This is a genomic window from Bradyrhizobium sp. I71, assembly GCF_022354745.1.
GTDB classification, from domain to species: domain Bacteria; phylum Pseudomonadota; class Alphaproteobacteria; order Rhizobiales; family Xanthobacteraceae; genus Bradyrhizobium; species Bradyrhizobium liaoningense.
Map to the genome: position 1 here is coordinate 3986488 of NZ_CP059398.1, position 21389 is coordinate 4007876.

The following is a 21389-nucleotide window of genomic DNA, read 5'->3' on the forward strand; positions in this document are numbered from 1 at the left end:
GGCGCGGACGAAATGGTCGGCTGAATGCCCGCACACCGAGCGCGAGGTGATCAGCCGAAATCCGAGTCGAGGGGCGTCAATAGTTCAGACGTTTCGCTAGGACCAGGAAGAACGGCTGCGTTACTAACGATGCGCCGTCTGGGCCTATCTGAGTTTTTGCAAAAAAGCCTTAAGCCAACACCTCGCGACCACCCGCCGGCCCGGCAGCACGCGGCGGCTCTTTCCGGTTACCGCATGTTGTTGAGCTGTTTCTCGTCTCAGACCTGCTCGCTGCCGTCATTTCCCCTCACTCTTCAGATGAGGCAAGTCTGCGCCCCTCTGTTGAGCAGCCTTCCAGACATAACGGGTAAACGCAGCCGTTTCTGCCCATTGTAGATGTACCGGATCTGTAAATGCCGAGTCCGGCACTTGCCATTCGGTCATGCCATCGACCAAGATCGCTTTAGTAGGGGCAAGCGCGGATGCGACCGCAGATCTGAATTGTTCTCGTATCGAGCGGGATCGGTCGTGACGTGCGGCCCACCCCGGCATAACGGGAAAAGTCACCGCAACGAACTGAATGCCCTTCGATTCGAGCCAGGTGGCGAGGCCGGTTAGTTCCGAATAGCAGCTGGACTCCGGCTTGACCGGGTATCCCACGTCCGGCACGTCCCTGACCAGGGGGCCGGATCCAAACTCGTCAAACTGCAACTCGGAGCGGCGCTCTTCGGCGTAAAGCACGTGAAAGAAGACGTCTTTGAGACGAAAGTTACGAAAGCGAAGCCACGCCCTGTTTAGTCTGTTGCTCAGTTTTCGATCAATGAATTGATCGACCAGATCAGGATCGAAAAATGCAGTCGGATTCCTCGAACAGCCTTGGAAGTCTCGCGGTGCCAGGACCATCATCACAGCTTTTGCGTTCGATGCGCGCGAGAGAAGAAACTCCGTCATATAACGAGTCTGATTGACGGTTAGGGCGCAGGGCGCTGCGTTTACGATTCCCCCCTCGGGGCGAACCACATGGAAATCAAGATTACGCCAAGTCACCGACGAGCCCACCGCGATGAGCGCCGCATTCTTCCAGTCCGGGTTGTCTCTCAGCCAGACAAAACGGCCATCGATGCACCACGTCCCGGATACCGGAGGCGGCGGCAGGCGATCGATGGCCCGCAAAGCTGCGAGTGCTGCAAAGAATCCAACCACCGACAGGAGGACCGTAACGGAAAATGCGGCAAGACAGACCCGCGCACGACCTTCCGCGCCACGTTCGTCGCCCGTCTGGATCAGCTGCATCTCAGGCCCTCCGGTCAGAACTGGAAATAGAGGAAAGATTGCACGATGGACATCTGGGTCAGAGTGAAGACGAAAAGGCAGCCCAACGCCACGCCGTGCAATGGGTAGGCAGTCCCAAAGTGACCGGCCAAGGAGGAGCGTTCTTCAACCCGATGCTGCGGATCGTAACCCAACCACTGCTGTGAGTTGGGGGCAAACAGCGCAATCGCCGACAAAGCGACAATTGACGCCAGCGTCAGCAAGGTGGTCAGTTGCCGGTCGGCATTGATCCCGAGATCGAACCCATTCAGTCCGATCATCGTCCCCATCATCTTGGTTGCGCTTCCCATGGAGTCCGCACGGAACAGCACCCACCCAAACACGATGAATATCAAGGTAAGAGTGCGGCCAGCCATAGCCCCAGATCGACTGGCGCCGCCGCGTTGGGCAGTACCGAAGAGACGTATCCACAAATGGCATATGGCGAGCCCGAAGCCATGAAACGCTCCCCAGCAGACGAATGTCCATCCCGCGCCGTGCCATAGCCCGCCGAGCAGCATGGTGATGATCAGGTTTGCAAGCCGCCGTATTTCCCCTCGGTGGCCGCCGCCGAGAGCAAAATAAAGATAGTCGCGGAGAAATGCCGACAGACTCATGTGCCAGCGCCGCCAGAAATCGATGAGGTTTTCTGCCTTGTACGGCGAGTTGAAATTCAGTGGAAGGCGAACCCCGAACAGAAGGCCCAATCCGATCGCCATGTCGGAATAGCCGGAGAAGTCGAAATAGAGCTGCAACGTGTACGCCAGGGCTCCAACCCAGGCTTCGGCAAAGGTCGGCGAAGCTCCCTTGGCCAGACCGTCGAAAATCAGATTGGCCTGCGGCGCCATGCCATCAGCGAACAGCACCTTCTTTGCAAGGCCGAATACGAATAGGCCGGTTCCGAGCGCAAGTGTCGGGGCCCTCGCGCTCAATTGCTCATTGCTCATGAATTGACGCATTAGAATCCGGTGATTGACGATCGGCCCGGCGATCAAGTGCGGGAAGAACACCACCATCAGTGCGTAATCCTTGAAGCGGTACCCGTATGTTTCGCCCCGTGACGAATCGACCAGATAGGCGATCTCCTGAAATGTGAAAAACGAAATCGCCAGCGGCAACACCAGATCGAGGACAGGAATGTCGGTTCCAAAAATCGTATTGACGTTCGCTGCAAGAAAGCCTGCATATTTGAAATAGCCGATCATGCAGAGGTTAAATGCTATGCCCACAGCAAGCAGAAGCCGGGTTGGGCTTCCGCTTCGCGCGCGAGCCGCGAGGCTCGTGCCGCAGATAAAATTGAGGCCGATGCTCGTAAAGAGCACCAGAAGATTCCATGGATCCCAAGCCGCATAGAACGCAAGGGATGCGCCAATCAACCAAAGCAAGGTGACGGCTTTGGTTGCAAAGAAACGCAGGGCGAAATAGCCGAACAGTACGGCAGGCAGGAATACGAGTATGAACTGATAAGAATTGAACAGCACGTAGACTACTCCGCTCGCTGACGTTAATCGCGTCGTTTTAGACGTAGTCAGAGCCAGTAACTCAGCCACTTGCCGCTGATTTCACCATCGTAATCTCAAACGCCGAATCCTCAGCGAAGCTGCTTTCGAACAGTTCGATTCGCGAATGTAGGGGAGAGAGAGGATTCTCACGGTTGCCCGGGGCAGGAGACGGCGTGCCGGGGCTTTGACGTTATCTGGCGGATGGGCGGCCAGAAGAGCCACCTGGTTTCTCACCAGGTCCATGTGATGGGACCATCGTTGCAACTGGGCGGAAGCAGTTCTTGAGATTCGTCAAGTTATCCAGTGGCATTCAGCCGCATCGCACAATGCTCTCGGTCGCCATTCCATCGCGAGGCGCCTGCCATCCGCGCCGCCTCAGAATTGCCGGGCCGCTTGATCGACTTTCAAATTCCAGGCCGAGAAAGAAGAGGCGCCCGCGGTCGCAAACGCGAGCATTAGCGACAACCGTTTCGCCAGCCTCATAGCGGCGAACCGGAATATTTCTGACCAGCAGGTCAGCGGCTGCGGCCAGTCCAATCGGACTATCGCCAATGACTGCATTCGATGTTCATTGGCATCGAACGAGCTGCCGCATCTCGACCGATCGAACTAGTTTGTTGGCGTTAAGACTTTAGACCGCAGTTCAAGATGGCCGCTTTTTCCTGCAGAGCGGTGACGGGTTGAACCTGTTATGGGTGGGATCCGACCTAGCAACGTCCCGCCCTCCGACGACACCCCGAGTAATTCCCAACGATGTTCGACAAATCCTACCGGCAGCGCCTCGAGGCCGATCTCGGGCGATGGGAGGCCGATGGCGTGATCGCGCCGGCGGCGGCGGCCTCGATCCGCAATGCGCTGCCGCCGCTTCCGGCGGGCATCAACATCGCCGTGGTGGTCGCCATCGTCGGCGGCCTGCTGATCGCGGCGGCATTCCTCGCCTTCGTGGCGGCACACTGGACGGAGATTGCACGACCGATGCGGTTCGCGATCCTGCTCGCCGGCATGGTCGTCACCGGCGGCCTCGGGGCCTGGTTCGCTGCGACCGGCCGCATTGTTCTCTCCGATCTCTGCGCGAGCGTCGGTGCGATCATCTTCGGTGCGGGCATCGCGCTGGTCGGCCAGATGTATCACCTCGGCGAGGATTTTGCCGGCGGCATGCTGCTGTGGTCGATCGGCGCGTTTGCGGCGGCGCTGCTGACCGGATCGCGCGGTGCGCTTGCGGTCAGTCTCGTCGCCGCCACCATCTGGACCTGCATGCGGACTTACGATGCACCCGACGTCCTGCATCTTCCCTTCGTGGCGGTCTGGCTGGTCGCCGCAAGCCTCGCCTTCGCCTGGAATTCGCGCGTCGCGGCTCATCTCGTCGCGCTCGCAGTGCTGCCGTGGTGGATCGCGACGTCGCTTCGCTTTGATTTCGCTGGAGCCCAGCCGTCGTTCGTGCTCGCGAACGGTGCGGCCCTGCTGTTCGGCGCCGGGCTTGCGATCGCCGCAGCACCCTCGCCGCGGGCGCTCGGCCTCGGAACAGTTCTGTCGATTTACGGCGCGTTGTCGCTGGCCGGCGCCGCCGTCCTGGAAGTGACGACCGTCGATGACATCATCCGCCTCCGGACCGCCACGGTGCCGGCCCAGCCGCTTTGGGCGATCCTGTGCGGCGTTGCCGGCGTGATCCTTGCGCTCGTATCCGCCGCCATCACCAGGCGCCCGGGTGAAGTCCTGGCAGGATGCGCGATCGGGCTCGTGCTGGTCGCGGCGCCGCTCTGGCCGGCATCCACGGCCGGCGAGCCCTGGTTCGCCTATGCCGCACTGCTCTGCGCCATGCTGTGCCTCGTCGTATCAGGCATGCTCGATGCAGCGCGTCCGCGCATCGTTGCCGGCTGGCTCGGGATCGCCGGCGTCATCGCGGCCATCACCTGGGCCGTGAAGGGCTCGCTGCTGCGCCGATCGGCTTTCCTTGCGGCCGCGGGCGTGGTGGCCGTCCTGTTCGCAACCGCGCTCAATCGCATGTTGCCGAGGGCCGAGCGATGAACAAGACGATCGCGTCCCTCACCGAACTCTGGCAGCGCATCCCGAAAGCGGCGCTGTTCGTCGCCGCCATCCTCATTCAATGTGCGCTGCTGGTCCTGATGGTCGCCGACCGCATGCAGATCCTGCGCGAAGGCAGTGAGGTCACGTTGCAGACTCAGCCGGTCGATCCCCGCGATCTGCTGCGCGGCGACTATGTCGTGCTCCGCTACGACATCTCGCAATTGCCGGCAGGTGCGCTGGCCGGCAAGCCCGCGGCCGAGCGCAATCCTGACGTGTTTGTGAAGCTCGCACCCAATGCCAACGGGCTCTATGAGGCGGTTTCGGTGCACGCCGCGCCCGTCACGGTCACGGTACCTGAAATCCTGATCCGTGGCCGCGTCAGCCATTCCTGCGGTTCGACCGGCCGCACCTTCTGCGACAAGCTGACGATCAAATATGGTCTCGAAAGCTACTTCGTGCCCGAGGGCGAGGGCCGGAAGCTCGAGCAGGCGCGCAACCAGCAGAAGCTGCGGGTCGTCGCCGCCGTGCTGCCCTCGGGCCGCGCCGCCATCAAGCGGCTGCTGCTCGACGGCGAGCCGGTGTATGAGGAGCCGTGGTACTAGCCGCCGGTGCTTCCGGGCGCCGACTTCAACGCCCGCCGCAGCACGTCCCACATTCGCGGCTCGCTCATCTGTGCCACGTTGAAGCGCATGAAGTGCGATGCCGTCTGCGACACGCTGAACACGTTGCCGGGCGCCAGCACGACATTCTCCTGGAGCGCGGCGCGCGCGATCTGCGTGGCGTCCAGCCCGTCGGCAAGGCGGCACCACAGGAAGAAGCCGCCGCGCGGCATCAGCCACGGCTCGATCCCCAGCGCCTGAAGCTTGCGCGCGACGTCCCGACGCGTGCGCGTGAGCCTCTGCCGGAGTTCGTCCATGTGCTTGCGATAGCTGCCGCCGATCAGGACTTTCGCAATGATCTCGGTCGCGACCGGGCTCGGCCCGCCGAAGCTGGTTGCGACCTGGAGGTCGACGAGATTCTCGATCCAGTCGGCGCGTGCCGCGATGTAGCCGCAGCGCACCGACGCCGACAGCGTCTTGGAGAAGCTGCCGATGCGGATCACGCGGGTGAGGCCGTCCAGCGCGGCAAGGCGCGGCGAGCGCTCCGGCTCGAAGTCGCCAAAAATGTCGTCCTCGATGATGGTGAGGTCGTGCGCGGCAGCCGCGGTCAGAAGCCGGTGCGCGGCCGCAAGAGACAGCGTCGCGCCGGTCGGATTGTGCAGAGCTGAATTGGTGATGTAGAGCCGCGGCCGTTCGCTGCCGAGGATCTGCTCGAAGCGCGCGACGTCCGGGCCCGACGGCGTATAGGGCACGCCGACGATCCTTGCCTGATGTGCGCGCAGCAGTGCACGGAAATTGAAGTAGCAGGGATCGTCGACCAGCACGGTGTCGCCGGGACGAAGCAGGAAGCGGCAGACGAGGTCGGTGGCCTGCGTCCCCGAGCCCGTCAGCATGAGCTGGTCGACTGACGCCTCAACGGCATCTTCCGCCAGCCGCGTGATCAGCAGCCGGCGCAGCGCCAGTACGCCGCGCGTGCTGCCATAGTCGGTCAGCAGGCGCTCGTCGACCCGCGCCAGCGCACGGACGGCCCGTCGCAGGCCGGCCTCCGGCATCCAGTCTGCCGGCAACCAGCCGCAGCCCGGCTTGAGCACGGCCGCATCGGCGTCGAGCGACTGCCGCGACACCCAGAACGGATCGACTTCCCGGTCGCGCCGCGGCTCGACTTCGGCCAGCGCGAGCGGCGGTGTTGCCGTCGGGGAGACATAGAAGCCCGAGCCGCGGCGCGCGCGGATCAGGCCTTCGGCCGCGAGCCGGTCATAGGCCTCGACCACCGTGGAGGGCGAAACGTCCATGGTCGCGGCAAGACTGCGGATCGAGGGCAGGCGGTCGCCGGCACCGAGCGCGCGGCCCGCGACCTTGGCGCGGACCGCGCTCATGACATCGGCGGTCCGCGTGCCGTTATGGCCCTTCATGCGTGTGTCGGCGCCCAAGGTGTATGACCTTCCATACCAATACAGTTTTCCAAGATTGTATGGGACTGTCGCTGGCTTCGCCATGGTCGAAGCGGGTAGATGGCCGCGCCAGGGAATGAGGTGACATGCAATCTGCGGGCAGCGGCTGGGGCAACGGTCTTCTGGGCGTCATCATCTTCAGCGCTTCGTTGCCGGCGACGCGGGTTGCGGTCGGGGGCTTCTCGGCGCTGTTCCTGACCTCCGCGCGCGCAGTGATCGCCGCACTGCTGGGGGCTGCGCTGCTCGGCCTGCTCCGTCAGGCGCGGCCGGCACGGAAGGATCTCGCCTCGCTCGCGATCGTCGCTGTCGGCGTCGTGATCGGCTTTCCCCTGCTGACGGCGCTCGCGCTCCAGCACATCACTTCCGCGCATTCGATCGTCTTCATCGGGCTCTTGCCGCTATCGACCGCGATCTTCGGCGTGCTGCGCGGCGGTGAGCGGCCGCAACCGCTGTTCTGGCCGTTCGCCGTGGCCGGCAGCGCCACGGTGGCCGGCTTCGCCCTCGCTGGCGACGGCTCGGCATCGCTCACCGGCGATCTCTTGATGGTGGCCGCGATCGTGCTGTGCGGCCTCGGCTATGCCGAAGGCGCCGCGCTGTCGCGCCGCCTCGGCGGCTGGCAGGTGATCTCCTGGGCGCTGTTGCTCGCGCTGCCGTTGATGGCGGCGCTCGCGATTCTGACATGGCCGCCCGTCTGGAGCGGCGTCACCGTGCCCGCCTGGATCGGGCTCGGCTACGTCTCCGTCTTCAGCATGTTCGTCGGCTTCATCTTCTGGTACCGCGGGCTCGCCGTCGGCGGCATTGCCCGTGTCGGCCAGTTGCAGCAGCTGCAGCCGTTCTTCGGTCTCGCGCTCGCGGGCTTCCTGCTGCGTGAGCCCGTCGCCTGGAGCATGATCGCCGCGACCGCGGTCGTGGTCGTCTGCGTCTTCTTCGCGCGGCAGTTCGCGTGAGGCTGTGCCTCACGCCTCGCCCATCACCGTTCGCGTCAGCGCGCTCCTTGCAAACTTCTTCAGCGGCATCGGCTTGCCGAACAGAAAGCCCTGCACGAGGTCGAAGCCGAGTTCGTTCGCCGCCACGAGGTCGGCGCGGCTCTCGACCCCCTGAGCCACGGTGCGCGCGCCAAAGCCCTGCGCCAGCTCGACGATGTGGCGGCACACCGTGCGCTTCAGCCGGTCCCCGCCGCTGCCGGTGACGAATTGCCGATCGGCCTTCAGCTTGACGAAGGGAATTCTGTCGAGCCCCATCAGCGACGGCCAGTTGGTGCCGAGATTGTCGATCGACAGCGCGATATTGTGCAGGCCCACCTCGCGCGCGACCTCGGTCAGGAGATCGAGCTCGCGGATCGCCTCCTCGCTGTCGATCTCGACCGTCAGTCCGCCGAAGGCCGGATGCGTCGGCACGCGACGGCAGAGATCGCGCACCGCGTGCGGCTCCCTCAGATAGGAGGCGGGAAGATTGATCGACAGATCGACCGGGCTTTGTTGTTCCAGAAGATAGTGCCAGTCCTGCACGGCGCGATCGATCACGAACTCCGACAGACCGCGGAAATGCGGATCGTGCGGCTCCGGGATGAAATAGGCCGGCGGTACCACGCCCCAGGTCGGATGCCGCATCCGCACCAGCGCCTCGGCGCCGCTGCGCACGAGCGTGCGCGCGTCGATCTTGGGCTGGTACCAGAGCTCGAGCCAGCCGGCGTGCAAGGCCTCGCCGACATGCACCGCCGGGCTCGGCGCCGGCTCCTCCGGCAGCAGCATTGCAACACGCTCGCGCAGCGTCTCCGCGGCAAAGGGCGTGGTCAGCGGCGGCAGCATCGCAAGGCCATACTCCTCACCGACCTGCCGCACGGCTTTGACGATGATCGATTCGCGGGCACCGACGGCGAGGACCCTGCCAGCAAATGCCTCGCGCACCAGGATTTCGAGGAATCGTCCCGGCTCGATGCCATCGGCGGCGACGCCGAGCAGGATCAGGTCCGGCAACTCGGTGGCGAGCACGGTCTTCAGCTCGTCGGCACTGGCGCATTCGCAGGTGACGAAGCCGAGATCCTCGAGCACCTCGCTGAGAAAGGCGCGCAGGTGACGCTTGCTGTCGGCCACGCAGGCGCGCGGCGTCACCTTTCGTCGTCCGAAGGTCACAGGCCTCCGGCCGACGAGTTCAGTCATCCCATCGTTCATCGTACACCACTCCCGTTCCGTGACGGTTTTTTAAACGGCGAGCGTGGGTTCAAATAAGGAGAGCTTCACATCGTTCTTGAATAATTTGAGTAACGTTAAGCTCTGCAATTTGAGCTAATTTTTCGACAGAAGCTTCGAAAAGAATCCGCATATCCAGGCATCGCATGCGCAACGCCGGTCGAAGCGCGCGAAAAATCTCTCGCGCGCAATGGGCGTGCAATTTGCCGCTCGACCGCGTTGCGCAATGCGGTTGCGCTGTCGCTCCGGCGCAGGGATGAGGCCGACGGAGGATTGATTGCCGGCGACTTTCCCGTGTCACGCCAGCCCGCGTGCTCGTTCGAGGGGCGCGGCTGGTGGCGCTTGTCGTTGTGGTCGGTGCGCAATTGCCTTGCGGCGATGACGTCGGCGCCATTGTCGTCGACGCGAGCGTCAGCGCGCGCATCGGAGCGACGGCTGCGCCGGAACAGCTCGTCTTCCCGTCCTGCGCGCATGTTGCGCTGTCGCGCGCCGTGGTTCTGCGACAACGGGTCCGGGCCGGAGACCGAGAATGTGAAGCGCATCACACGCACATTGCTGCAGCTGCGCTATTGGTCCGCGCAGCCGGTGGTGGGCTGTCGAGGATTACAGCAATGTCGATGCGGCGAATGATGTATTGGTGGTTCAGATTCGTGCTGTCGGGGCGGTTTTTCGACCGTTTCCTGAGCCTGCCGCGCGCCCGGCGTGCCTAACTAATCGCATCGCGCTTTAGTTTTGCCCGATCAACTTGCGGAACGCCGCCGCACCGTCCTGCATCGCGTCGCGTCCCTTCCAGGCCAGATAAGTCAGCTTGCCGCCGAGCGTGTCGTGGCTGCGCAGCCGCCGCGATCCGAGAATGTGGCCCACATTGGCGGGGAAGCGGCTCACCTCGGCGGAGACCAGCTTCGCGATCGCGTCCATCAATTGCTGGAGGCGGACGCCCCAGTCGCAATGCTCGATGCCGTCGATGCGGACCTTGAGCGCATATTCGGTGTCGTAGATTTCGGCGAGCAGGTCGCGGGCGACCAGCACCCGGTTGTTTCGGAGCGCGATGCGAAGCGCGAGGCGCTTGTCGTCGAGCCGGTCGAGGACCATGTGAACGACGCAGGCATAGGGCGTGGCGGCAATGTCCGCGGCGGCCTTGCTCGCAGCAGCCTTGGTGGCAAGCCGCACCAATTGCCAGGGCGTCTTCAGACGCCGCGCCACCAGCGCCAGCGCAAAGGGCAGCGCGTCGGGATGGGCCTTCTTGAAGGCGTCGAGCTGCGCGGTGGTCTGGGCGACCTGGCCGTCGTCGAACTTCGCGATCCTCTCGGGCAGCTTCTCGTTGAACTTCGGTAGCGCATCGCCGGCGCGCAACACATGCAGCATCTTCACAACGTCGTCGAAGGCGGTGCGCGAGGCCGTGTATTGCGCGAGCTTGGCTCGCGCCGATTCGGTGCTCTCGGATGAGGTGAGGGTGCTTTCGAGGACCTTGACGACCTTGATCTGGAAGGTCGACGCGATCTTCTGCACCTCCTTCGGGTTGTTCGCCGCGACCTGGTCGTTGATCGCCTTGATGTAGTCGCGCGCCATGGTCGGCAGCAGATCGCGGCAGATCCACTCCCAGATCGGGGTGAGGGTGTTGCGCGAGATCCGCCCCAGATTGGCATGCTCGGGTGCGCCATCGATCAGCAGCAGCTGCAGCGGCGCGAAGAAATAGCGCGACGGGTTGGTGGCGCGCGCCTGGGTCGATCCGTCCTTGCGGAACTCGGCGCGCAAGCGGGACTGGATGTCGGCCGAGCCTGGCATGTCGATGCCGCACAGCTCGAGCCGCTCGAGCTCGCTGAGCAGACAGCTGCGCGACAGCGGCGTCAGCCTCTGCAGAAATTCCGACAGTCGATCGATCTCGTTCATGGCACGCATCTTTCGCAGCGTGTCCCGCTGGCTTGCGGGCCCAATGCGTGGAGGCATTTGCGCGCTCAACCGCCCTAGAGAAGCAAGTCGCCGTTAATTAATCCGTAAAAGCCGGGGGCCGGCGCCGGTTGGAGGCGGCGCTCGAAGGGAGTTTTCCGGCCTGACCGCTCAAGGTGTCGGCCGGAACTCAACCGCTGCACGATCGAGGGCGGCCGCACGCAAGCACAAATTGTGCCGAAGTCGCCTTTTTAGCGCAAAAGGGCCCAAATCACCGTAGTCTTACGGAGCAGAAAGTTAAGCACAGACCGGCTCCGGTTCCGCTAAACGAGTGCCATGGGGTCACCGAATGATACGGCCACTGATTCGCGGCCGTCGGAATGGGACGAAGGCGGCGCTGCGCCGGCTGAGGAGCCTGATTTCGTCCGCCTGAGCGCCGCCCGTGCCAAGGCGGCCGACGAAATGGCCGCGGCCATCGCCCGCGAGCTCAACGGCCCCCTGACTGCGCTCCTGCTCTACATGGGCGAGATCAAGCACCACAGCGATCAGCTCGTGCCTGCTACGGGCGATCGTGCCTATCTGCAGCGGGTGGTGGAGAACGCGCTGGTACAGACCGAGCGCGTTTGCGGTCTGGTCAAGCAGCTTGCCGGCAAAGGCGGCTTGCCGATCCCGTCCGGCACCGAGGAGGCGCAATCGAAGGCCGCTCGCGCGCTGCAGCCGCAGCGCGTGCCGAGCGCCGAGCTCGTCGGTCCGTCGGGCCAGAAGCGGCTGACCAAGCGCGAGCGCGAGGTGCTGAGGCTGATCAGCGAAGGCTATTCGAACAAGCAGGGCGCGCTTCGCATGCAGATCAGTCCGCGCACTTTCGAGAGCCATCGCGCCGAGGCGATGCGCAAGCTCGGTGCGCGCAACACCGCGGATCTCGTCCGTGCGGCGCTGCTGCATGCGATCGACTGAGGCGGGCGTGCGGCGTCGCCGGCAGGCGATGCGCCCGCGACATCTCTCGAGACGTTCGGAAACCCGTCCTGCTCAGAAATAATCTTCGGCGAACGGACGCGCGGGGGAGGCGCGACGCAGCGGCTTGATCTCTTCCTTCGGCGCGTTCGGAATGATCGTGATGGTCCAGCGGGGAGGCACGCTCGATTCCTGCTCAAGCACCGAACGCACGAAGCCGGTCACGGTGGACTCGCCAGCCTTCACTGTCGCCATCCGGCCGTTGAACTGCGCGATGCGGAAGCGACGAACCTCTTTCTGGTCTGCCGTCTCGTACTTGAACATTGGAAACCCTCCTGGTTTTCCCCGGGACTATCGCCTCCCATGATTAGCCATCTATGAAGATCCAAAACCGTAGAAGTACGGCGGGCTTCGCGTGGTCTGTACCCGAGCGTCTTCGAGCGGAGCGGATACCGGTTCGCGCACTGGAAACGCGTCAATCGCATCGCGCTTAGACCTGCGGCTCTTGTGCGCGCGCGGCGGCGTAGGCGGCATCCATCCGGTCCAGGAGCGCGCGGAATTCGGCCTCGCCGAGGCCCTCCGCGGTCTTCTCCAGCCGCAACGCCAGCGCTGCGAGCCTGACATAGCCGAATGTCCCGGCTGCGCTCTTGAGCGAATGCGCCTCGCGCGCGATCCGGGCGTGGTGCTGCGCAAGCGAGAGCGTGCGGAACAGTTGCAGGCGCGCGCGGGTCTCGCTCCAGAACACATCCCGCACTTCACAGGCAGCATCCTCGCCGATCTCGCGCACCAGCGCTTCGTACGCGCGCGGCTCACGCGCGGGGTCGGCATCGAGCGCGTTCAGCGCAGGCGCGACGGGGGCGTCAAACATGGCTTGCCTGCCTTGATCATCGTTCGTTGTCGCGCGGCACGTGGCGGCGCGAGGTACGTCCCGTGTCTACGGCATCGGAATTTCAGTTCCGGTAGCAGGATGGCCGGTGTTTGCAGACCGGTATTAGCCGGCGGTTTACCAATCGCCCGCGGCGTTCAGCGTGTGCCGAGCAGCCGGTCGTACTGGGCCTTCACGGTAGCGTAGCAGGCGCACGCCGTCCGGCGCAGGCCGTCGATGTCGATGATCTGGATGTGTCCGCGGCTGTAGTGGATGAAATTGGCCTGTTGCAAGGAGTGGGCGACCAGCGACACGCTGTTGCGCCGCGCCCCGATCATCTGTGCCATGGTCTCCTGGGTCAGCAGCAGCCGGGAGTCGCCCGACAGATCATGAGTGTGCAACAGGCACCGCGACAGCCGCGACTCCACGGGATGGGCGGCGTTGCAGCCGGCGGTCTGCTGCACCTGGACGTAGACTGCAAGCCCGTGGCGCATGAGCAAGGTGCGCAGGGTGCTGCTCTGGTCGGCGGCGATCCGCAGCGGGTCCAGATCCACCACTGACGCGACGCCGGGAACCAGCACGAGCGCGGTGTTCAATACAGACGCATCGCCCATGATCGAAAACGTCCCGAGCAGGCTGTCGCGGCCGATCATGGCGACCTGCACATGCTCGTCCCTGGCCAGCTCCACCACCAGCGAGATGACGCCGCGGTGGGGAAAATAGGCGCGCTTCAGCGTCTCGCCGGTCTCGGCCAGCACTGCGTCATGGGGCAGATCAACCGTTCGCAGGTGCGGACGGATCAATTCGTAATCGTCCGGCGACAGTGCGGACAGGAAACCGTTGGGTGGACGGGCCATCGTTTCCAAAGCTGCCTCCCCTGTTCCTGCATCGTCGAATCGCGACAGGCGACATCACGGCCCTGTGCGGTAAGTTCAATCATGTACAGGCCGGGATATATTGGCAATTGAGACAGGTTGTCCGGCCGCGGCAATCGCTTCCTGCGGCGCTTCGTGCTTGCAAGACGGCGCGCTTGCGGCAGCGACTGGAAGGAAAGCTCCGATTTCGAGCATGGAGGCAGTTCCGGGGAACAGCACGACGCGTCCATCGGATGCCGTCGGCAAGTGCCGTTCGTCGCTCAGTTGTAGTTTTGGCAGATATTAACCCAAAGGTTGTGACCTAGTCCAAACAATTTCGGGTGACGATGGCAAGGCTGGCGAAGCCGGGCTGCACGCTCGAACACGACCAGCTCGATCTGATGATCATCGACATCGTCATGCCGCATTGCCTGCCAGAGCGTCGTGGCGGCGGCATTGCCTCGGCTGCGCGCGGCTAGGTTAGCGCGGCACGAGTCGCTATGGCCGCAGGGTAAGAGTCCGTTTACCTCATGAGCGGACGGCGCACGTCGCAGCAATTCCGCGAAGCGCAAGCCACGAGAGCATCGCCGGTTGCGAGCGGCTCGGGCCAACCCCCGCAGGCCGTCTCCAATGCTCTTCGCGAGCAGGACTTTCCCGCACGTCTCGCCTCGCTGTTATCGGCCCGTTTACCTCGCACGCCGACTCCTTGCGGCGAGGAGACGGATTTGCCGAAAAGCGCTGGGGCATGCGGTCGAACCGCAAACTTCTCTTCAATATCCGTAGTAGGACGGAGGATGAAATTAACGGGACTGTGAAAGGGGATGTCTAACGATCGAGGATAGGGCGTCCATCCGTGCCAAGGGTGGCTCGGGCGTCCAGTTTAAATCCAGGTCAGTAAGGCGTAGCTCATGGATGATCTGTTGCGGGAGTTTCTGACGGAGACCAGCGAGAGCCTGGACACCGTGGACAATCAGCTGGTGAAGTTCGAGCAGGAGCCGAACAACGCCAAGATCCTGGATAACATCTTCCGCCTGGTCCACACCATCAAGGGCACCTGCGGCTTCCTCGGGCTGCCGCGGCTGGAAGCGCTGGCGCATGCCGGCGAGACCTTGATGGGCAAATTCCGTGACGGCATGCCGGTGACCGGGCAGGCGGTGACGGTGATCCTGTCCTCGATCGACCGCATCAAGGAGATCCTGGCGGGCCTGGAGGCGACCGAAGCCGAGCCGGAGGGCAACGACCGCGACCTCATCGACAAGCTGGAAGCGATGGTCGAGCAGGGCATGGCGGCGATGTCAGCGTCGGCTTCGCCGATCGCGGCAGGCTCGGCGCAGCCGATGCCGTCGGCCGGTGCTGCTGCTCCCGTCACTGACGCTCCGCCGCTGGCGCCGGAAGCCCCGGCTGCCGCTGCGCCTGCGCCCGTCAAGGAGCTGACCACGGGCATGCTGATCGAGCAGACGCTGGAGCGCCCGTTGCGTCCCGGCGAGGTCTCGCTCGACGAGCTCGAGCGCGCCTTCCGCGAGACCGCGATCGAAGCGCCGGTGCCCGCGCCCGTTGCCAAATCCGAAGCCAAGTCTGAAGCCAAGGTCGAAGCCAAGCCTGAGCCCGCCCCAGAAGCGCCCGTCGCGGAAGCAAAACCCGCCAGGGAGAAGGCTGCGCCGAAGAAGTCGACGGCCGACGAGGGCGCCTCCGAGGGCGACCGCATCGCCAACCAGTCGATCCGCGTCAACGTGGATACGCTGGAGCACCTGATGACCATGGTCTCCGAGCTGGTCTTGACCCGCAACCAGCTGCTGGAGATCTCGAGGCGCAACGAGGACACCGAGTTCAAGGTGCCGCTGCAGCGCCTCTCCAACGTCACCGCCGAGCTGCAGGAAGGCGTCATGAAGACGCGCATGCAGCCGATCGGCAATGCCTGGCAGAAGCTGCCCCGCATCGTCCGCGACCTCTCGAGCGAGCTCGGCAAGCAGATCGAGCTGGAGATGCACGGCGCCGACACCGAGCTCGACCGCCAGGTGCTCGATCTGATCAAGGACCCGCTCACCCACATGGTGCGCAACTCCGCCGATCATGGCCTCGAGACCCCCGCCGAGCGGCTGGCTGCCGGCAAGGGCGAGCAGGGCACCATTCGCCTGTCCGCCTATCACGAGGGCGGCCACATCATCATCTGCATCGCCGACAACGGCCGCGGCCTCAACACCGAGAAGATCAAGGCCAAGGCGATCTCGAGCGGTCTCGTCACCGAGGCCGAGCTGGAGAAGATGAGCGAAGCCCAGATCCACAAGTTCATCTTCGCGCCGGGCTTCTCGACCGCGGCCGCCATCACCTCGGTGTCGGGGCGCGGCGTCGGCATGGACGTGGTACGCACCAATATCGACCAGATCGGCGGCACCATCGACATCAAGAGCGTGGCCGGCGAAGGCTCGAGCGTCACCATCAAGATCCCGCTGACGCTCGCCATCGTCTCGGCGCTGATCGTGGAAGCCGCCGGCGACCGCTTCGCCATCCCGCAGCTCTCGGTGGTCGAGCTGGTGCGGGCCCGCGCCAATTCCGAGCACCGCATCGAGCGCATCAAGGACACCGCGGTCCTTCGGCTGCGCAACAAGCTGCTGCCGCTGATCCACCTGAAGAAGCTGCTCAAGATCGACGACGGCGCGGCCTCCGATCCCGAGAACGGCTTCATCGTGGTGACCCAGGTCGGCAGCCAGACCTTCGGCATCGTGGTCGACGGCGTGTTCCACACCGAGGAGATCGTGGTCAAGCCGATGTCGACCAAGCTGCGCCACATCGACATGTTCTCCGGCAACACCATTCTGGGCGATGGCGCGGTGATCATGATCATCGATCCCAACGGCATTGCGAAGGCGCTCGGCGCCGCCGGCTCCTCGGCTCATGACATGGGCGAGGACGCGGCCGGCCATCACATCGGCTCGGGCGAGCAGACCACCTCGCTGCTGGTGTTCCGCGCCGGCTCGTCCCAGCCCAAGGCGGTCCCGCTCGGGCTCGTCACCCGCCTGGAAGAGCTGCCGGCCGACAAGATCGAGTTCAGCAACGGCCGCTACATGGTGCAGTACCGCGAGCAGCTGATGCCGCTGGTGGCCATGGAAGGCGTCACCATTGCCAGCCAGGGCGTCCAGCCGATCCTGGTGTTCGCCGACGACGGCCGCTCCATGGGCCTCGTCGTCGACGAGATCATCGACATCGTCGAGGAACGGCTCAACATCGAGGTCGGCGGTTCAAGTTCGGGCATCCTGGGCTCGGCCGTGATCAAGGGCCAGGCCACCGAGGTGATCGACGTCGGCCACTTCCTGCCGATGGCGTTCTCCGACTGGTTCACCCGCAAGGAGATGAAGCCGTCGATGCATTCGCAGTCGGTGCTGCTGGTCGACGATTCGGCCTTCTTCCGCAACATGCTGGCCCCGGTGCTCAAGGCCGCCGGCTACCGCGTCCGCACCGCGCCGACCGCGCAGGAGGGCTTAGCTGCGCTCCGCGCCCAGAGCTTCGACGTGGTGCTGACCGACATCGAGATGCCCGACATGAACGGGTTCGAGTTCGCCGAAGTGATCCGTTCCGACAACAACCTCGCCGCGACGCCGATCATCGGCCTGTCGGCGCTGGTGTCGCCGGCGGCGATCGAGCGCGGCCGTCAGGCCGGCTTCCACGACTATGTCGCCAAGTTCGACCGTCCCGGGCTGATCGCGGCGCTGAAGGAGCAGACCGCGGGCGCCGCCGGCGCTTCCGAGCTGAGCCGGGCCGCGGCGTAACCCAGGGGATCAGGAGATAGGCTTATGGCCAGCAACAAGACCCAGTCCAGCGAAGGCGCCATGGTCGAATACGTCACCGCGATGATCGGCGGCCAGCTGTTCGGCCTGCCGATCTCCCGCGTCCAGGACGTGTTCATGCCCGAGCGCGTCACCCGCGTTCCGCTGTCCTCGCGCGAGATCGCGGGCGTGTTGAACCTGCGCGGCCGCATCGTCACCGTGGTCGACATGCGCGCCCGTCTCGGCCTGCCCAAGGCCGAGGACGGCAAGGTGCCGATGGCGGTCGGCGTCGACCTGCGCGGCGAATCCTATGGCCTGCTGATCGACCAGATCGGCGAGGTGCTGCGCCTGCCCGAGGCCGGCATGGAGGAGAACCCCGTCAACCTCGACCCCCGCATGGCCAAGCTCGCCGGCGGCGTCCACCGCCTCGACGGCCAGCTCATGGTCGTCCTCGACGTCGATCGCGTCCTCGAGCTCGCACCCGAGATGATGGCGGCCTGAACCAAAGAAACCATCGAAGCCGGAGAACCAAAATGAAGACGTGTTTGGTGGTCGATGATTCCAGCGTGGTGCGCAAGATCGCGCGCCGGATCCTGGAAGGTCTGGAATTCGAAGTCACCGAGGCTGAGGACGGGGCGAAGGCGCTCGAGATCTGCCAGCGGCAGCTGCCCGACGCGGTGCTGCTCGACTGGAACATGCCCGTCATGGACGGCTTCGAGTTCATGGGCCACATGCGCCGCCTGCCCGGCGGCGACCAGCCCAAGGTGGTGTTCTGCACCACCGAGAACAACGTGGCTCATATCGCGCAGGCGCTCAGCGGCGGCGCCAACGAGTACATCATGAAGCCTTTCGACAAAGACATTATCGCCGACAAGTTCGCTGAAGTTGGTTTGATCCCGGTCGGACAAGCCATGGTCTGAGTGTGTCTGGCCCGAGTGCTTGGGCCAGAGTGTTCCAGTACAGCTTCCGAGAGGCCATCCGTGACCCCGACCGAGTATGAGTATCTGCGCAAGTTTCTGAAGGACAATTCCGGTCTCGACCTGTCCGCAGACAAGCAATATCTGATCGAGAGCCGCCTGCTGCCGCTCGCCCGCAAGACCGGGCTCTCCGGCATCGCCGAACTGGTGCAGAAGCTGCAAGCCGGCTCGCGCACGCTGATCACCGATGTGGTCGAGGCGATGACCACCAACGAGACCTTCTTCTTCCGCGACAAGGTCCCGTTCGATCATTTCCGCGACCACATCATGCCCGAGATCATCAAGGCGCGGGCCAACCGCCGCAGCGTGCGGATCTGGTGCGCCGCCGGCTCGACCGGGCAGGAGCCCTATTCGCTGGCGATGTGCCTGAAGGAGATGGGCGCGGCCCTCACCGGCTGGCGCATCGAGATCATCGCGACCGACCTGTCGCAGGAGGTGTTGGAGAAGGCGAGGGCCGGCATCTACAGCCAGTTCGAGGTGCAGCGCGGCCTGCCGATCCAGATGCTGGTCAAATATTTCAAGCAGACCGGCGAGACCTGGCAGATCAATCCCGAATTGCGGGCGATGATCCAGCATCGCCAGCTCAACCTGCTGCACGACTTTGCCCAGCTCGGCACCTTCGACGTCATCTTCTGCCGCAACGTGCTGATCTATTTCGACCAGGACACCAAGATCAACATCTTCAACCGGCTGGCGCGCCAGATCGAGCCGGACGGCTTCCTGGTGCTGGGCGCCGCCGAGACCGTGGTCGGACTGACCGATACGTTCAGGCCGATTCCGGAGCGGCGCGGCCTCTACAAGCCGAACGATCCGCGTGCGGCGGCAGCCAAGCCGGTTCTCGCCGCAGCGGCGCCGCGCATGGCGGCGGCGATGGCGGGGCAATAGCATGGCCGACGATGGCAAGGGCGCGGAGCGCGTGACGTTCAGCCGCGGCTATGATGTCTGCATCATGGCCATCGACGGCACCTGGCGGCGGGACTGCAAGCTCAACGCAATCTCCGACACCGATGCCATCCTCACGGTGGAGGGCTCGATCCAGGGATTGAATCTGAAAGAGTTCTTCCTGCTGTTGTCGTCAACGGGCCTCGCCTATCGCCGCTGCGAGCTGGTCCGCGTCAACGGCGCCGAAATGGACATCCAGTTCCTGCGCGGCAAGAACAGGAAGAAGCGCGGTGCGGCCGGCGGCCACGACGCCGCGGCGTGATCTGGCCGCAGCTGCCGCCATTCCGTCCGGCACCTTGCTTCACATTTGTTGAACACATTCGAATCAATTGGCCGCAGCGGCTTTACATCGCCTAAGCGCGAGCCGTGTATCCATTGAGGGTCTCAATCTCAGGATACGGAAATGCCCAGAAGTTCTCTTTCCCCCGTCTCGTCAAACCTGCCGGACGTCGCCGAGCGGCGTGCGCTTCAGCTCCTGGTGGTCGACGACGACGCCACGCAGCGCCACCTGATCGCGGTCGCCGCCAAGCAGGCCGGCCACGAAGTCACCGTGGCGCCATCGGTGACGGACGCGATCGAGAAGCTCCGCGCCGCGCGCTTTGACTGCGTGACGCTCGACCTCGTGCTGGAGGATGGCGACGGCATCGACGTGCTGCGCGAGATGGCGAGCGCGAAATTTGCGGGCTCCGTGATCGTCATCAGCGGCATGGACGGCAAACGCCGCAGCGCCGCCCGCAGCTTTGCCCGCTCCGTCGGGATCGAGCTGCAGAGCCTGCCGAAGCCGCTGGATCTCGCGGCCCTGCGCATCAGCCTCGCCAATCTCGGCAAGATCGCGATGGGCCTGCCTGCGATCCACACCTGGGGTGGTGTCGCCAACGACGCGATCGTGGAACGGCATCGCGCCTGACGCGCAGAGCTGGCATGCGAGCGGCTGCTCCGCCGCGCTGATTGCAACTCAGGCCGGCCTGCCGGATTCCGATAATTGTTGCAGGGCGTGGTCGAGCCCCGCCCGGCAGGCAATGAGCGCGGCGCCCGCCGCGGCGTAACGGGGCGTGACGTCGTCGAGCACGAAAATCTCAATGGAACCCGCGATAGCGCTCGCGTGCCCCGCCGCGTCTTCCTCCGCCATGACTGCGTCGATCAGGCGCAGACTGATGTCGATGCGCGCGATCAGAGAGCGAAGATCGGCTGCGATCAACTGACGGCTGTCAGTTGCAGACGTCGCGACAAGCGGGGCCGTGCCGGCGAAATTTAGCATGGATAATCTCCGTGTCCCGCAATTAGGCACCCTGCCGCTACTTGTGCGTTAAGTCCATGTCCCGTACAAATACGGGTGGGCCGAATCCGCGCCGAGCGCCATAAGGGTTGGCGCGGACGCGAGTCCTTCATGCCAACCGGATGTGGCACATGGCCGAACAAAGCTCTCGCGGTGAAATCTTCGTGGTGGACGACGACGCTGCCGTTCGCGACACCTTGTCGATGGTGTTGAAGGCGGCGGGCTATGACGTGATCTGTTTTGCGGACGGGGCAGCACTGCTCTCGGTCGCGCGAAGCCGCACACCGGCTGCGATTCTGCTCGACGTGCATATTCCGGGAAAGTCGGGTCTCGACATCCTGAAGGAGTTGCACGGCGAGGATTATCCGGCGCCGATCTTCATGATCTCCGGTCAGGGCGACATCGCGATGGCGGTCGGCGCGATCAAGAGCGGCGCCCTCGACTTCATCGAGAAGCCGTTCCGCGGCAGCGAGATCGTCGGCCGGCTCGATGAGGCGATCGGCGCCTATGCACGCAGGCAGGCGCAGAATGCAGCGCCGAAGTTCGGCTCGCTGCATTTCCCCGGACGCGAGCCGTTGACGCGCAGGGAGCGCGAGGTGCTGGAGCAGTTCGCCTCCGGTGCATCCAACAAGGAGGCCGGCCGCACGCTGGGCATCAGCCCGCGCACGATCGAGGACCATCGCGCCAACATCATGAAGAAGCTCGGCGCACGCAATGCCGCCGATCTGATCCGCATCGTGATGACTGCGGCCCAGCGCGCATCTTAGCAAGCTCTTGTAGCCCGGGTGAGCGAAGCGACACCCGGGACCGCTGCTGCATA

The 21389-nt window shown here is 64.3% G+C and carries 22 protein-coding genes and 1 other annotated feature; of the genes, 13 read left to right on the forward strand and 9 right to left on the reverse strand.

Annotated elements, in window-relative coordinates:
- Positions 1 to 276: 276 nt before the first annotated feature.
- Both FJV43_RS19385 and FJV43_RS19390 read right to left on the reverse strand, forming a co-directional pair.
- Positions 277 to 1272, reverse strand: coding sequence for a hypothetical protein (locus tag FJV43_RS19385; protein ID WP_239619998.1), 996 nt, complete (start codon positions 1270 to 1272; stop codon positions 277 to 279).
- Between the two features lie 14 nt (positions 1273 to 1286).
- A complete protein-coding gene (locus tag FJV43_RS19390) occupies positions 1287 to 2771 on the reverse strand; it encodes an MBOAT family O-acyltransferase (protein ID WP_239620000.1) in 1485 nt (494 codons plus the stop codon).
- 209 nt (positions 2772 to 2980) lie between these two features.
- Positions 2981 to 3036: a sequence feature (sul1 is cis-regulatory element that is thought to sense ions involved in sulfur or methionine metabolism; They are found in Alphaproteobacteria), on the reverse strand.
- A 509-nt stretch (positions 3037 to 3545) separates the two neighbouring features.
- Here FJV43_RS19390 and FJV43_RS19395 point away from each other — a divergent pair.
- Positions 3546 to 4817, forward strand: a complete 1272-nt coding sequence (locus FJV43_RS19395) for a DUF2157 domain-containing protein (RefSeq protein ID WP_239620002.1) — start codon at positions 3546 to 3548, stop codon at positions 4815 to 4817.
- Positions 4814 to 5419 (forward strand): GDYXXLXY domain-containing protein, encoded by a 606-nt coding sequence (locus tag FJV43_RS19400; protein WP_239620004.1) that lies wholly within the window; start codon positions 4814 to 4816, stop codon positions 5417 to 5419. The genes FJV43_RS19395 and FJV43_RS19400 overlap by 4 nt, the downstream gene beginning before the upstream one ends.
- On the opposite strand, the gene FJV43_RS19405 is transcribed toward FJV43_RS19400, so the two are convergent.
- Positions 5416 to 6828, reverse strand: coding sequence for a PLP-dependent aminotransferase family protein (locus FJV43_RS19405; RefSeq protein WP_239620006.1), 1413 nt, complete (start codon positions 6826 to 6828; stop codon positions 5416 to 5418). The genes FJV43_RS19400 and FJV43_RS19405 overlap by 4 nt on opposite strands.
- Before the next feature lie 125 nt (positions 6829 to 6953).
- Here FJV43_RS19405 and FJV43_RS19410 point away from each other — a divergent pair, with 125 nt between their 5' ends.
- Positions 6954 to 7814, forward strand: coding sequence for a DMT family transporter (locus FJV43_RS19410; RefSeq protein WP_239620007.1), 861 nt, complete (start codon positions 6954 to 6956; stop codon positions 7812 to 7814).
- A 9-nt stretch (positions 7815 to 7823) separates the two neighbouring features.
- Here FJV43_RS19410 and FJV43_RS19415 read toward each other — a convergent pair whose 3' ends face one another.
- Positions 7824 to 9038, reverse strand: coding sequence for an EAL domain-containing response regulator (locus tag FJV43_RS19415; protein ID WP_239620010.1), 1215 nt, complete (start codon positions 9036 to 9038; stop codon positions 7824 to 7826).
- A 353-nt stretch (positions 9039 to 9391) separates the two neighbouring features.
- Here FJV43_RS19415 and FJV43_RS19420 point away from each other — a divergent pair, with 353 nt between their 5' ends.
- Positions 9392 to 9766, forward strand: coding sequence for a hypothetical protein (locus FJV43_RS19420; RefSeq protein WP_239620011.1), 375 nt, complete (start codon positions 9392 to 9394; stop codon positions 9764 to 9766).
- 16 nt (positions 9767 to 9782) lie between these two features.
- On the opposite strand, the gene FJV43_RS19425 is transcribed toward FJV43_RS19420, so the two are convergent.
- The gene (locus FJV43_RS19425) at positions 9783 to 10946 is read right to left on the reverse strand and encodes a hypothetical protein (RefSeq protein WP_239620013.1); all 1164 of its coding nucleotides are present in this window, start codon (positions 10944 to 10946) and stop codon (positions 9783 to 9785) included.
- 333 nt (positions 10947 to 11279) lie between these two features.
- Between FJV43_RS19425 and FJV43_RS19430 the strand changes: the two genes are divergently transcribed.
- Entirely contained in the window at positions 11280 to 11897 is a 618-nt protein-coding gene (locus FJV43_RS19430; RefSeq protein ID WP_239620014.1) for a helix-turn-helix transcriptional regulator, read from the forward strand.
- 72 nt (positions 11898 to 11969) lie between these two features.
- Here FJV43_RS19430 and FJV43_RS19435 read toward each other — a convergent pair whose 3' ends face one another.
- The 3 genes from FJV43_RS19435 to FJV43_RS19445 all read right to left on the reverse strand — a co-directional run bounded on the left by FJV43_RS19435 (position 11970) and on the right by FJV43_RS19445 (position 13616).
- Complete coding sequence (locus FJV43_RS19435; RefSeq protein WP_061880238.1) at positions 11970 to 12218, reverse strand: hypothetical protein; 249 nt, start codon at positions 12216 to 12218, stop codon at positions 11970 to 11972.
- 166 nt (positions 12219 to 12384) lie between these two features.
- Positions 12385 to 12762 carry an Hpt domain-containing protein gene (locus FJV43_RS19440; RefSeq protein WP_239620016.1) on the reverse strand — a complete coding sequence of 126 codons (378 nt, stop codon included), beginning with the start codon at positions 12760 to 12762 and terminating at the stop codon, positions 12385 to 12387.
- Positions 12763 to 12917: 155 nt separating this feature from the next.
- Positions 12918 to 13616: a Crp/Fnr family transcriptional regulator gene (locus FJV43_RS19445; protein WP_239629508.1), complete on the reverse strand. Its 699-nt coding sequence runs from the start codon at positions 13614 to 13616 to the stop codon at positions 12918 to 12920.
- 344 nt (positions 13617 to 13960) lie between these two features.
- Here FJV43_RS19445 and FJV43_RS37170 point away from each other — a divergent pair, with 344 nt between their 5' ends.
- The 7 genes from FJV43_RS37170 (at position 13961) to FJV43_RS19475 (ending at position 20200) form a co-directional block, all read left to right on the forward strand.
- Positions 13961 to 14092 (forward strand): hypothetical protein, encoded by a 132-nt coding sequence (locus FJV43_RS37170; RefSeq protein ID WP_256456024.1) that lies wholly within the window; start codon positions 13961 to 13963, stop codon positions 14090 to 14092.
- 429 nt (positions 14093 to 14521) lie between these two features.
- Positions 14522 to 17377 (forward strand): hybrid sensor histidine kinase/response regulator, encoded by a 2856-nt coding sequence (locus FJV43_RS19450; protein ID WP_239620018.1) that lies wholly within the window; start codon positions 14522 to 14524, stop codon positions 17375 to 17377.
- Positions 17378 to 17401: 24 nt separating this feature from the next.
- Positions 17402 to 17875 (forward strand): chemotaxis protein CheW, encoded by a 474-nt coding sequence (locus FJV43_RS19455; RefSeq protein WP_239620020.1) that lies wholly within the window; start codon positions 17402 to 17404, stop codon positions 17873 to 17875.
- Positions 17876 to 17907: 32 nt separating this feature from the next.
- Entirely contained in the window at positions 17908 to 18294 is a 387-nt protein-coding gene (locus tag FJV43_RS19460; protein ID WP_028181013.1) for a response regulator, read from the forward strand.
- Positions 18295 to 18354: 60 nt separating this feature from the next.
- The gene (locus tag FJV43_RS19465; RefSeq protein WP_061880292.1) at positions 18355 to 19236 is read left to right on the forward strand and encodes a protein-glutamate O-methyltransferase CheR; all 882 of its coding nucleotides are present in this window, start codon (positions 18355 to 18357) and stop codon (positions 19234 to 19236) included.
- Position 19237: 1 nt separating this feature from the next.
- Positions 19238 to 19555, forward strand: coding sequence for a hypothetical protein (locus FJV43_RS19470; RefSeq protein WP_028181011.1), 318 nt, complete (start codon positions 19238 to 19240; stop codon positions 19553 to 19555).
- Positions 19556 to 19696: 141 nt separating this feature from the next.
- Positions 19697 to 20200: a response regulator gene (locus tag FJV43_RS19475; protein WP_028181010.1), complete on the forward strand. Its 504-nt coding sequence runs from the start codon at positions 19697 to 19699 to the stop codon at positions 20198 to 20200.
- Between the two features lie 48 nt (positions 20201 to 20248).
- Here FJV43_RS19475 and FJV43_RS19480 read toward each other — a convergent pair whose 3' ends face one another.
- On the reverse strand, positions 20249 to 20551 hold the full coding sequence (locus FJV43_RS19480) for a hypothetical protein (protein ID WP_239620022.1): 303 nt from the start codon (positions 20549 to 20551) through the stop codon (positions 20249 to 20251).
- A 149-nt stretch (positions 20552 to 20700) separates the two neighbouring features.
- Here FJV43_RS19480 and FJV43_RS19485 point away from each other — a divergent pair, with 149 nt between their 5' ends.
- On the forward strand, positions 20701 to 21336 hold the full coding sequence (locus FJV43_RS19485; protein WP_239620023.1) for a response regulator: 636 nt from the start codon (positions 20701 to 20703) through the stop codon (positions 21334 to 21336).
- Positions 21337 to 21389: the final 53 nt, after the last annotated feature.